Genomic DNA, 11,391 nt, shown 5'->3' with positions numbered 1-11,391 from the left:
CCCGGCTGTCCGCACTCAGCGCGGCTGAAATTCTTCGGTCCGCGCCACGTGCCGGGGTGGGCCGGCCGCCCGGCCGCATCAGGCCTTGTCGACGGTGGCCTTCTCGACGGTGACGGTCTTCTTCGGCGCACCGTCGGCCGCACCACCGGTGACGCCCGCCTCGGCGACCTTCTTGACGGTCTTCAGCCCGGCCTCGTCCATCGTGCCGAACGGCGTGTACGTGGGCGGGAGTTTGGTGTCCTTGTACACCAGGAAGAACTGGCTGCCGCCGGTGCTCGGCTGGCCGGTGTTGGCCATCGCCACGGTGCCCGCGGGGAAGGTGACCGTGCCGTCCTTGCCCGCCTTGCCCAGCGCCGTCAGGTTCTCGTCCGGGATCGTGTAGCCGGGACCGCCGGTTCCGTCGCCCTTCGGGTCACCGCACTGGAGGACGAAAATGCCCTCCGTGGTCAGCCGGTGACACTTCGTGCCGTCGAAGTACCCCTTGTCCGCGAGGGCCTTGAAGGAATTCGTCGTGTGCGGGGTCTTCGCCGCGTCCATGTCGAACGCTATGTCGCCCTGGCTGGTCTTGAGCGACATCGAGTACGTGGCTTTTTTGTCGATCTTCATCGCGGGCTCCGGCGCGGCACTCTCGCTCTCGGAGGGCGTCGCCGACGGGCTCGCGCTCGCCGCCGCTTCGGTCTTGTCCTTGTCGTCGTCGCCGCCGACGGAGACGTACGCGCCTGCGCCGATGACCGCCACCACGGCCAGCGCGGACGCGATGACCACGGTGAGACGCCTGGTCCTCCGGCGGGCTTCCTCCCTGCGCTGCTGCTGCCGCTCGAACTTCTCGCGGGCGAGCTGCCGCCGCCGCTGATCGCTGCTGACCACCGGTTGATCTCCTTGTACGTCGTGTGATCCGGCCTGGGTTGCCCCGTACCGTATATGGGTTAGCTGTGGGATGAGGAGCGCCGGTAGGCTCTGATCTGCCGGATCTGTCTCAACACCCTCTCCCGTCGGACGAACATTAAGGACGATCGTGCTCATTGCCGGGTTCCCCGCCGGGGCCTGGGGGACCAACTGCTACCTGGTCGCCCCCGCCGCAGGCGAGGAGTGCGTGATCATCGATCCCGGGCACCAGGCCGCCCAGGGTGTCGAGGAGACGCTGAAGAAGCATCGGCTCAAGCCCGTCGCCGTCGTGCTCACCCATGGCCACATCGACCATGTCGCCTCGGTCGTCCCCGTGTGCGGCGCCCATGACGTCCCCGCCTGGATCCACCCGGAGGACCGGTACATGATGAGCGACCCGGAGAAGGGCATCGGCCGCTCCTTCGGAATGCCTCTCATGGGCGAGCTGACCGTGGGCGAACCGGACGACGTCAAGGAACTGACCGACGGTGCCGTGCTGAAACTGGCCGGTCTGGAGTTCGCAGTCGCGCATGCGCCCGGCCATACCAAGGGGTCGGTGACGTTCAGGATGCCCGAGGCCGCGGATGTTCCGCAGGTTCTGTTCTCGGGCGACCTGCTCTTCGCCGGCTCCGTCGGACGCACCGACCTGCCAGGCGGCAGCCACGCCGAGCTGCTCGAGTCGCTGGCCCGTGTGTGCCTGCCGCTCGACGACTCGACCGTGGTGCTGTCCGGCCACGGCCCCCAGACGACCATCGGCCGCGAGCGCGCCTCCAATCCGTATCTGCACGGTATGGACGCGCCCCGCCGAGGAATGTGACGAGAGAGAAACCCTGTGAGTACCTTCCAGGCCCCCAAGGGCACGTACGACCTGATCCCGCCGCGTTCCGCGAAGTTCCTGGCGGTGCGCGAGGCCATCTCCAAGCCCCTGCGCGACTCCGGGTACGGCTACATCGAGACGCCCGGCTTCGAGGACGTGAACCTCTTCGCCCGCGGTGTCGGTGAGTCCACCGACATCGTCTCCAAGGAGATGTACGCCTTCGAGACCAAGGGCGGCGACAAGCTCGCGCTGCGCCCCGAGGGCACCGCTTCCGTGCTCCGCGCCGCACTGGAGGCCAACCTCCACAAGGCGGGCAACCTTCCCGTCAAGCTCTGGTACTCCGGCTCGTACTACCGCTACGAGAGGCCGCAGGCGGGCCGTTACCGGCACTTCTCGCAGGTCGGTGCCGAGGCCATCGGCACCGAGGACCCGGCGCTGGACGCCGAGCTGATCATCCTGGCCGACCAGGCGTACCGCTCGCTGGGTCTCACGCAGTTCCGCATCCTGCTGAACTCGCTGGGCGACAAGGAGTGCCGTCCCGTCTACCGGGAGGCGCTCCAGGGCTTCCTCCGCGACCTGGATCTGGACGAGGAGACCCGTCGGCGCATCGAGATCAACCCGCTCCGGGTGCTCGACGACAAGCGGGCCGACGTCCAGAAGCAGCTCGTCGGCGCCCCGATGCTCCGCGACTACCTCTGCGACGCCTGCAAGGCGTACCACGAGGAGGTCCGCGGCCTGCTGACGGCGGCCGGTGTGGTGTACGAGGACGACGAGAAGCTCGTCCGCGGCCTCGACTACTACACGCGCACGACCTTCGAGTTCGTCCACGACGGTCTGGGCTCGCAGTCTGCGGTGGGCGGCGGCGGCCGCTACGACGGCCTGTCAGAGATGATCGGCGGCCCCGCGCTGCCGTCCGTCGGCTGGGCGCTCGGCGTGGACCGTACGGTTCTCGCCCTGGAGGCCGAGGGCATCGAACTGCCCATCCCCGCCACCACCAGCGTGTACGCGGTCCCGCTCGGCGAGGAGGCCCGCCGGGTGCTCTTCGGCCTCGTCACGCAGCTGCGGCGCGAGGGTGTGGCGACGGACTTCGCGTTCGGCGGCCGCGGTCTGAAGGGCGCGATGAAGAGCGCGAACCGGTCGGGCGCACGCTTCACGATCGTCGCGGGCGAGCGCGACCTGGCCGAGGGCAACGTACAGCTCAAGGACATGGAGTCGGGCGAGCAGGAAGCGGTCGCTCTGGCGGACGTGACCGGGGCGATCCGCTCGCGCCTGGCGTAACACCGCACTACGGAGAGGGGCCCCTGTACGCGACGTACAGGGGCCCCTCTCTCGTGCGTCGCGGCAACACGTGCCCGTCGCTCGTCAGCCCTCGCGGCGGCTCTTCCAGCGGAACGTCAGCAGGCACAGGACCAGCCCGCCGACGCACCAGGCCCCCAGCACCAGCGCCACCAGCCCGTAGTCCCAGCTCCCGGTCGGTTCGATCACGGCGGCCGACTCCGGCAGGAACACCCCGCGGAAGCCCTGGCACATCCACTTCAGCGGGAGCAGTGACCCGATGCTCAGCATCCAGCCAGGCAGTTCGTTGACCGGGATGTAGACGCCGGAGATGAACTGAATGACGAGGAAGGGCAGCACGACCACGGCGCCGGCACTGCGCCCGGACCCGGGCAGGCTGCTGATCGCGATGCCGAGCAGGGCGCAGCCGGTGATCCCGAGGACGAAGACCCAGCCGAAGGTCAGCCAGGTGCCCACGTCGGTGGGCAGTCCGACATCGAACAGAGCGACGCCGACCGTCAGCAGGGCCACGGCCTCCAGTACTCCGGTGACCAGCACCAGCCACACCTTGCCGAGGAAGTACGCGGCGGGCGGCATCGGTGTGGCGCGGATGCGGCGCAGCACCTTCTCGTCGCGCTCGATCGCGATGGAGATCCCGAGCGACTGGAAGCTGATCGACGCGATACCGGCCGCCAGCATCGAGGGCACGTAGAGCTGCGAGGCGGTGATGCCCGCGCCTTCCACGTCGTCGCTGAAGATCGAGGCGAACATGGCCAGGAAGATGATGGGGAACGCGAAGGTGAAGACCACCTGGTCGCGCCGGCGGAAGAACTGCCTCAGTTCGAGGGCGCCGCGCCGCAGACCGAGCCGCCAGGCGCCGGGCAGCGGGCCCGGGCCGGTGGCGGAGGCGGTTTCGCGGGAGTCGAGCGTGGTCACCGGGCCGTCTCCTGTCCGATCAGACGGAGGTAGGTGTCCTCCAGCGTGGGGCGGGTGACCCGGAGTCCGGGTATCTCTCCGCCGAAGCGCTGTCCCAGCGCGGTGACGGTACGGGTGGGCGTCGCCGTGGTCTCGGAGCGGGGGGAGCCGTCCGCCTCCGTCCACTCGACCGTGGCACCGGTGCCGAACCGTTCGCGCAGTGCGCGGGGTTCGCCCTCGGCCACCACCTTGCCGGCGCTGATCACGGCGAGCCGGTCGGCCAGCGCCTCGGCCTCCTCCAGGTAATGCGTCGTGAGGACGATGGTGGTGCCCTCCCGCGCGAGCAGCCGGATCAGCTCCCAGAACTGGCGGCGGGCGGCCGGATCGAAACCGGTCGTCGGCTCGTCCAGCAGCAGGAGTTCGGGGCCGCCGATCACGCCGAGGGCCACATCGAGCCGGCGCCGCTGCCCGCCGGAGAGTTCCTTGATCCGGGCGTCCGCCTTCTGCTCCAGACCGACCATGGCGATGACGTGCTCGGTATCGCGCGGCCGCGGGTAGTAGCCGGCGAAGTGCCTCACCGTCTCGCGGACCGTCAACTCGGCGGGCGCCGATTCATCCTGCCAGACGACACCGACGCGGGAACGGTGACGGCGGTCTGCGACGGCCGGGTCGGTGCCCAGGACCAGCACGGTGCCTTCGTCCCGGCTCCGGTGGCCCTGGAGGATCTCGACCGTGGTGCTCTTCCCCGCGCCGTTGGGACCGAGGATTCCGAACACCTCACCAGGCACGATCCGCAGGTCCAGACCGTCCACGGCGGTCACCGTGCCGTAGCGCTTGCGTAGTCCGCGGACTTCTACCGCGAGTTCTGTCATGCGCCGATCATCGCCCGGAGCCCCGCGTTCCGTGCCGATCACGCGGACACACTTATGTTCATCGAACGGTTGGCGCCACGGGCGGTGCGGCACAATGACGGTGCCCAGCTGGCTACTCAGTGACGGAACGGCGATATGACGACTGCAGCGGTAGATCATCCCTCCTCGAGCCAGGCGGAGGACGGTGGGAAGAGGACCATCGGCGGCAGTCGCGCGCTGGCACTGCTCCTGGTGATCACGGGTGCGGCCGGACTGCTCGCCGCCTGGGTCATCACCATCGACAAGTTCAAGCTGCTCGAAGACCCCAGCTTCACCCCGGGATGCAGCCTCAACCCGGTCGTCGCGTGCGGCAACATCATGAAGAGCGACCAGGCGTCCGCCTTCGGGTTCCCCAACCCGATGCTCGGACTCGTCACCTACGCGATGGTGATCTGCATCGGAATGGGGCTGCTGGCCGGCGCCCGCTTCCGTTCCTGGTTCTGGCTCGGACTCAACGCGGGCACGCTGTTCGGTGTCGGCTTCTGCACCTGGCTCCAGTACCAGTCGCTGTACAACATCAACTCGCTGTGCCTGTGGTGCTGCCTGGCCTGGGTCGCCACGATCGTCATGTTCTGCTACGTCACCACGCACAACATCAAGCACCGCGTCCTGCCCGCCCCCCACTGGCTGCGGAACGGTCTCCTGGAGTTCCACTGGGTGGCGCCGGTCCTGTGGATCGGCATCATCGGCATGTTGATCCTGACCCGCTGGTGGGACTTCTGGACCAGCTGACGGGCCCGGAGGCGTTGTCAGTGGGGTGACATAGGCTTCACAGCGTGGAGCCCGATCTCTTTACCGCAGCCGCCGAAGACCGCCAGGAGAAGGACCCGTCCGCCAGCCCGCTCGCTGTGCGGATGCGTCCCCGGACGGTCGACGAGGTCGTCGGCCAGCAGCACCTGCTCAAGCCGGGCTCACCCCTGCGCCGCCTTGTGGGGGAGGGCAGCGGCGGCCCCGCCGGACCGTCCTCGGTGATCCTCTGGGGCCCGCCGGGCACCGGCAAGACGACCTTGGCGTACGTGGTCAGCAAGGCGACGAACAAGCGCTTCGTCGAGCTCTCCGCGATCACCGCGGGCGTCAAGGAGGTCCGCGCCGTCATCGAGGGCGCGCGCCGCGCCACCGGCGGCTTCGGCAAGGAGACCGTCCTCTTCCTGGACGAGATCCACCGCTTCTCCAAGGCCCAGCAGGACTCGCTCCTGCCCGCGGTGGAGAACCGCTGGGTGACGCTCATCGCGGCCACCACCGAGAATCCGTACTTCTCGATCATCTCCCCCCTGCTCTCGCGCTCCCTCCTGCTCACCCTGGAACCGCTGACCGACGACGACCTGCTGGCACTGATCACCCGCGCCCTCACCGACGAGCGCGGGCTCGGCGGCGCGGTCACGCTGGCCGAGGACGCGCAGGCGCATCTGCTGCGCATCGCGGGAGGCGACGCCCGCCGGGCGCTCACGGCACTGGAGGCGGCGGCCGGGGCCGCACTGGCCACGCACGAGCAGGAGATCACCCTCCAGACCGTCGAGGCCACCGTCGACCGGGCCGCTGTGAAGTACGACAGGGACGGCGACCAGCACTACGACGTGGCGAGCGCCCTCATCAAGTCGATCCGCGGTTCCGACGTGGACGCGGCACTGCACTACCTGGCCCGGATGATCGAAGCGGGGGAGGACCCCCGGTTCATCGCCCGGCGGCTGATGATCTCCGCCAGCGAGGACATCGGCCTGGCCGATCCGACGGCTCTGCCCACGGCGGTCGCGGCAGCCCAGGCCGTGGCCATGATCGGCTTCCCCGAGGCGGCCCTCACCCTCAGCCACGCCACCATCGCGCTGGCGCTGGCTCCGAAGTCCAACGCGGCGACACTGGCGATCTCCGCCGCCCAGGAGGACGTACGGAAGGGGCTCGCGGGCCCCGTTCCGGCCCATCTGCGCGACGGCCACTACAAGGGCGCGGCCAAGCTGGGCCATGCCCAGGGCTATGTCTATCCCCATGACGTCCCGGGCGGCATCGCCGCCCAGCAGTACGCGCCGGACGCCGTGCGCGACAAGCGTTACTACACACCCACGCGGTACGGCGCGGAGGCGCGGTACGCGGACGTGGCGGACCGGGTCAGGGAGCGGCTGGGCAGGGCCGGCTCCGACGGCGCGGCCGAGAACGAGGGTCCGGCCTGACCGGCCTGGACCGGGACCGGCCGGCGGCGGGTCAGCAGGACGCCGCCTCGAACAGCGTGTACATGGCACGGCGCAGCTCGACGACGTCCCGCACGGGCTCGGGAAACTCGAAGCGCGCGTCGAAGCAGGAGCTCTGGTCCTCGACGAAGCGCACACGCAGACCGAAACGGTCCAGTGCCACCGGGACGGCGGACGGCAGCTGGGCGGCCGTACGGTCGCGGACCGTGCGCTCGCCCAGCAGTGCGCGGAGCGTCCCCATCTGTTCCCCGTGCGCCGCGTGCAGATGCTGGAGCAGGTCCGCCTCGTGTGCGACGAGCGGATCCGGTACGGCGTCGCGGAACGCGTCGGGCTCGACGTCCTGCGCTCCCCACAGATCGTCGATGTACGCCTCCGCGGTCTCCAGCCGGAGCAGCATCCTTCCGGGCTGCGCCAGTCCCGGTACGGAGGTGAGCCAGCCGGAGACCCAGGCGCGGCCGCGGATCCGGTGCGGGACGGAGACCGGCGCGACGTCGGTGAGCTCCAGCACGGCGGTGAGTTCGTCGCCCTGGGCGCGCGTCGCGGCCCGGACGGCCGGGGAGGCGGCGGAGAGTTCGAGGAACAGGTCACCGTCGGGACCTACGTGGCGGGAGCTGGGCACCAGGAGGTCGGGACAGGGCACATCGAGCCCCGGTACGACGAGCGTCGCGGAGCAGGTACTCTGTACGAGAGTTCGTGTGCGCTCGGCTGCTGACGGCATCCGAGTGATTTCAAGCCCGCTGGGACGCGGCTGACCACGATCAGATCGGCCTTCCGTCGTAGCGGCGCCCTCGTGCGCGCCGCCGCTGTCTGTGTTGTCCGTGACGTCTGTGGTGTTCCCAGGGCGAGACATGCGATCTCCTTGAGTAAGGTAAGCCTTACCTAACTTAACCTACAACGGAGGTCTGGAGAACGTGCCTAACCAGTCGCGTCCCAAGGTCAAGAAGTCGCGTGCCCTCGGCATCGCTCTGACGCCGAAGGCTGTCAAGTACTTCGAAGCTCGTCCGTACCCGCCGGGCGAGCACGGCCGTGGCCGCAAGCAGAACTCGGACTACAAGGTCCGTCTGCTCGAGAAGCAGCGTCTGCGTGCGCAGTACGACATCAGCGAGCGCCAGATGGCGCGCGCCTACGACCGCGCCAAGAAGGCCGAAGGCAAGACGGGCGAGGCGCTGGTCGTCGAGCTCGAGCGTCGCCTCGACGCCCTGGTCCTGCGTTCGGGCATCGCCCGCACCATCTACCAGGCCCGCCAGATGGTCGTTCACGGCCACATCGAGGTCAACGGTGGCAAGGTCGACAAGCCGTCGTTCCGTGTCCGTCCCGACGACATCGTGATGGTCCGCGAGCGCAGCCGCTCCAAGGTGCCCTTCCAGGTCGCCCGCGAGGGTGGTTACGACACCGACGGTGAGACCCCGCGCTACCTCCAGGTGAACCTGAAGGCCCTGGCCTTCCGCCTGGACCGGGACCCGAACCGCAAGGAAATCCCGGTCATCTGCGACGAGCAGCTCGTCGTCGAGTACTACGCCCGCTGATCCAGGCGTAGCTCTCAACCGAGCTCGGGCCCGCCCCTCCCTGTTGTCCGGGAGGCGGCGGGCCTTCGCGTTCCCCCCGGCCCCGGAAAGATGCCGGTCCCCGCCGGACCCGGCCGCCTCCGCGGCCCACCGGCCAGCGCCCTCGACACGGCCGCGTCCAGGCTCAGCCGCTCGCCCGCGCGCCGTCCCGCCTCGTACGCCTCCGCGCCGAGCTCCTCGCGGGCACGCTCCTCGCACCGGGCCCGCGGCAGCCCGTAATAGGCCGAACCGAACAGCGGCAGACCCACCGTGGGCCAGATCCGGCCGGCCGCCCCCTGGAGCACGGCTGCCTCGGCCGCATCCCCGTCGACCACGGTGACCAGGGCGAGCAGCTCAAGCGTCAGCACGGTGCCGAGCAGGTCGTGGAAGGTCCGGCCGATGCCCAGGCACTCGACGAGCATCCGGCGGGCGAGGCCGGTCTCCCCCCGCTGCAGGGCCGCGTACGCCAGCACGTACAGCACGTAGGCGAGCGCCCACCGCTCCCCGTGGTCCTCGCAGATCTCCCTGACCTCTTCGCAGATCGCGACCGCGCCGTCCAGGTCGCCGAGGAAGGCCACCGCCATCGCAAGCTCGACCTGGCCCATCAGCACATTGCTGTTGAGCTCACCGGCCTCCCGGTAGCGCGCCAGCGCGTCGCGCAGCAGTTCCTCGGCCCGCACCATGTCGTCCGTGACCAGCGCCAGGCAGCCCAGCCGGTGCACCGCGTACGCCACGGCCGACGCGTCACCCGCCTGCTCGGCCTCCTCCCGGCACTCCTGGAGCGCCGAGACGGCGCCGACCGCGTCCCCCTGGAGCACGGCCACGTACCCGAGCACCCACAGCGCCTTCAGCCGGGACGCGTCGTAGGGCGACTCCTCCTCCAGCACGTGGTCCAGCCAGTGCCGCCCTTCCGCGAGACGGCCGCAGCCGACCCAGTAGAACCAGAGGGTGCCCGCCAGGTACTGGGCGAGGTGGACCTCGTCCGGGCTCTCCATGGAACACTCCATCGCCCGCCGGAGATTGGGCAGTTCACTGTCGATACGGGCCGCCACCTCGCCCTGGCGCGGGCTGAACCAGTCCAGCTCGCACCAGGTCGCGAGCCCCAGGAACCAGTCCCGGTGCCTGCGCCGCAGCCGGTCCGTGTCCCCGGTGGCGGTCAGCCACTCCGCGCCGTACTCGCGCACGGTGTCGAGCAGCCGGTAGCGGCAGCCGACCGCCGAGTCCTCGCGCACCACGACGGACTGCGCGAGGAGATCGTCGAGCACATCGAGCACGGTGTCGGCCGGCAGGTCGGGGCCGCTGCAGATGTACTCGACGGCCTCCAGGTCGAACTGCCCGGCGAAGACCGAGAGCCTCGCCCACAGCAGCCGTTGCCGCGGCGAGCACAGCTCGTGGCTCCAGCCGATGGCCGTACGGAGGGTCTGGTGGCGGGCCGGAGCGCCGCGGCTGCCGCCGGTCAGCAGCCGGAACCGGTCGTCGAGGCGATGCAGTATCTGCTCCACCGACAGGGCGCGCAGCCGTCCCGCCGCCAGTTCGAGTGCCAGCGGAATCCCGTCGAGGCGGCGGCAGAGCTCGCGCACGGCGGCCCGGTCGGTGTCCGTCAGCCGGAATCCGGGCCGCACCGAGCGGGCCCGCTCGGCGAACAGCTCCACCGCGTCCCGTTCGGTCATCGGCGCGAGGGCGAAGGTCAGCTCGCCGTCCACCCGGAGGGGGCACCGTCCGGCGGTCAGTACGCGCAGGCCGGGGGCGCGGCGCAGCAGTTCCCGTACGAGTCCGGCCACCGCCTCGGTCATCTGCTCGAAGCCGTCGATCACGAGCAGGAGTTGACGCGGGGCGCAGTGTTCGATGAGCGTGGCGCGGGGTGGCCGGCTGGTGTGGTCGGTGAGCCCGAGCGCGTCGACCAGCGCGTGTTCGAGCAGTCCGGGGTCGTGGACGGCGGACAGCTCGGCGATCCAGACGCCGTCGCAGTACCGTTTCTCCATCAATGCGGCGACCCGGGTGACACAGCGGGTCTTACCGGCCCCCGCCACTCCCACGACCGTCACCAGCCTGGACTCCTCCAGCAGGCGCCCCAGTTCGGCCAGCTCGTCGTCGCGGCCCACGAATCTGTTGAGTTCCGCGGGCAGATTGCCGCGGACGGCGGCGGGGGGACCCGAGTCGTCCGGTGTGGAGAAGGGGCGCTGAGGGCGTCGCATAAAACACGCAGAGTACGGGCTCGGAAGCTCTCCGTACAATCTGCTCCCGACAACCCGGGGTCTGCCCACCGGTAATGCGGTACAGGGCCTGACGCCCGGCGCGATAGGCTCGGGTGACGACGATTGCCTGTGATGACAGGAGTCGCCGGCCGAGCAGAGACAAGCCCCGAAGGGGGCAGGCGACAAGCAGAGAGCGGTGCACTGTGTCCGGTGGAGAGGTGGCCGGGATCCTGGTGGCCGTCTTCTGGGCGATCCTGGTTTCGTTCCTCGCCGTGGTGCTGGTGAGGCTGGCCCAGACGCTCAGGGCGACCACGAAGCTCGTGGCGGACGTGACCGAGCAGGCCGTCCCGCTGCTCGCCGACGCGTCCGCGACGGTCCGCTCCGCGCAGACCCAGCTCGACAAGGTCGACGCGATCGCCTCGGACGTCCAGGAGGTCACCTCCAACGCCTCCGCGCTCTCCACCACCGTCGCATCGACCTTCGGCGGCCCGCTCGTCAAGGTCGCGGCCTTCGGCTACGGGGTACGGCAGGCGATCGGCCGCAGGTCCGCCCCCGAACCGGAACCGCCCCGCCGGCCCTCCCGTCGTACGGTGATCGTCGGCCGTACAGTGCCATCCGCCCGAGGCAAGAAGCGGAACGGCCGAAGTTCCCGCGGACAGAAGGACTGAC

Annotated in this window: 11 protein-coding genes; 6 read left to right on the top strand and 5 right to left on the bottom strand. The window is 69.9% G+C overall.

What is annotated here, in order from left to right; genetic code table 11:
- Positions 1-78 precede the first annotated feature (78 nt).
- Complete coding sequence (locus tag AC07FA_RS21055; RefSeq protein ID WP_479077374.1) at positions 79-867, bottom strand: peptidylprolyl isomerase; 789 nt, start codon at positions 865-867, stop codon at positions 79-81.
- 148 nt (positions 868-1,015) lie between these two features.
- Between AC07FA_RS21055 and AC07FA_RS21050 the strand changes: the two genes are divergently transcribed.
- Together AC07FA_RS21050 and hisS are read left to right on the top strand one after the other, a co-directional pair.
- The gene (locus AC07FA_RS21050; protein ID WP_479077373.1) at positions 1,016-1,702 is read left to right on the top strand and encodes an MBL fold metallo-hydrolase; all 687 of its coding nucleotides are present in this window, start codon (positions 1,016-1,018) and stop codon (positions 1,700-1,702) included.
- Between the two features lie 15 nt (positions 1,703-1,717).
- On the top strand, positions 1,718-2,980 hold the full coding sequence (gene hisS, locus AC07FA_RS21045; RefSeq protein WP_479077371.1) for a histidine--tRNA ligase: 1,263 nt from the start codon (positions 1,718-1,720) through the stop codon (positions 2,978-2,980).
- An 84-nt stretch (positions 2,981-3,064) separates the two neighbouring features.
- Here hisS and AC07FA_RS21040 read toward each other — a convergent pair whose 3' ends face one another.
- Both AC07FA_RS21040 and AC07FA_RS21035 read right to left on the bottom strand, forming a co-directional pair.
- Positions 3,065-3,913 (bottom strand): ABC transporter permease, encoded by an 849-nt coding sequence (locus AC07FA_RS21040; RefSeq protein ID WP_479077369.1) that lies wholly within the window; start codon positions 3,911-3,913, stop codon positions 3,065-3,067.
- Positions 3,910-4,764 (bottom strand): ABC transporter ATP-binding protein, encoded by an 855-nt coding sequence (locus AC07FA_RS21035; RefSeq protein ID WP_479077368.1) that lies wholly within the window; start codon positions 4,762-4,764, stop codon positions 3,910-3,912. Before AC07FA_RS21035 ends, AC07FA_RS21040 begins: the two co-directional genes overlap by 4 nt.
- 135 nt (positions 4,765-4,899) lie before the next feature.
- Here AC07FA_RS21035 and AC07FA_RS21030 point away from each other — a divergent pair, with 135 nt between their 5' ends.
- Both AC07FA_RS21030 and AC07FA_RS21025 read left to right on the top strand, forming a co-directional pair.
- Positions 4,900-5,535 carry a vitamin K epoxide reductase family protein gene (locus AC07FA_RS21030; RefSeq protein ID WP_479077367.1) on the top strand — a complete coding sequence of 212 codons (636 nt, stop codon included), beginning with the start codon at positions 4,900-4,902 and terminating at the stop codon, positions 5,533-5,535.
- 44 nt (positions 5,536-5,579) lie between these two features.
- The gene (locus tag AC07FA_RS21025; protein WP_479077366.1) at positions 5,580-6,965 is read left to right on the top strand and encodes a replication-associated recombination protein A; all 1,386 of its coding nucleotides are present in this window, start codon (positions 5,580-5,582) and stop codon (positions 6,963-6,965) included.
- Positions 6,966-6,996: 31 nt separating this feature from the next.
- Here AC07FA_RS21025 and AC07FA_RS21020 read toward each other — a convergent pair whose 3' ends face one another.
- Positions 6,997-7,701, bottom strand: coding sequence for a DUF2470 domain-containing protein (locus tag AC07FA_RS21020; protein ID WP_479077365.1), 705 nt, complete (start codon positions 7,699-7,701; stop codon positions 6,997-6,999).
- Positions 7,702-7,894: 193 nt separating this feature from the next.
- On the opposite strand from AC07FA_RS21020, the gene rpsD reads away from it, so the two are divergent.
- On the top strand, positions 7,895-8,509 hold the full coding sequence (gene rpsD, locus AC07FA_RS21015) for a 30S ribosomal protein S4 (RefSeq protein ID WP_479077363.1): 615 nt from the start codon (positions 7,895-7,897) through the stop codon (positions 8,507-8,509).
- Between the two features lie 14 nt (positions 8,510-8,523).
- On the opposite strand, the gene AC07FA_RS21010 is transcribed toward rpsD, so the two are convergent.
- Positions 8,524-10,722, bottom strand: coding sequence for an ATP-binding protein (locus AC07FA_RS21010; protein ID WP_479077362.1), 2,199 nt, complete (start codon positions 10,720-10,722; stop codon positions 8,524-8,526).
- Between the two features lie 218 nt (positions 10,723-10,940).
- Here AC07FA_RS21010 and AC07FA_RS21005 point away from each other — a divergent pair, with 218 nt between their 5' ends.
- Positions 10,941-11,390, top strand: a complete 450-nt coding sequence (locus AC07FA_RS21005; protein ID WP_479077782.1) for a DUF948 domain-containing protein — start codon at positions 10,941-10,943, stop codon at positions 11,388-11,390.
- Position 11,391 lies beyond the last annotated feature (1 nt).

The sequence above is a fragment of the Streptomyces sp. NPDC045968 genome (assembly GCF_056430475.1).
The sequence above is the reverse complement of the archived record's forward strand: the minus strand, read 5'-3'. Positions and strand labels throughout refer to the sequence as shown.

Coding starts and splice junctions, on each gene's coding strand:
- AC07FA_RS21020 (WP_479077365.1), bottom strand. CDS start 7,701: ATGCCGTCAGCAGCCGAGCGCACACGAACTCTCGTACAGAGTACCTGC.
- AC07FA_RS21010 (WP_479077362.1), bottom strand. CDS start 10,722: ATGCGACGCCCTCAGCGCCCCTTCTCCACACCGGACGACTCGGGTCCC.
- AC07FA_RS21030 (WP_479077367.1), top strand. CDS start 4,900: ATGACGACTGCAGCGGTAGATCATCCCTCCTCGAGCCAGGCGGAGGAC.
- AC07FA_RS21035 (WP_479077368.1), bottom strand. CDS start 4,764: ATGACAGAACTCGCGGTAGAAGTCCGCGGACTACGCAAGCGCTACGGC.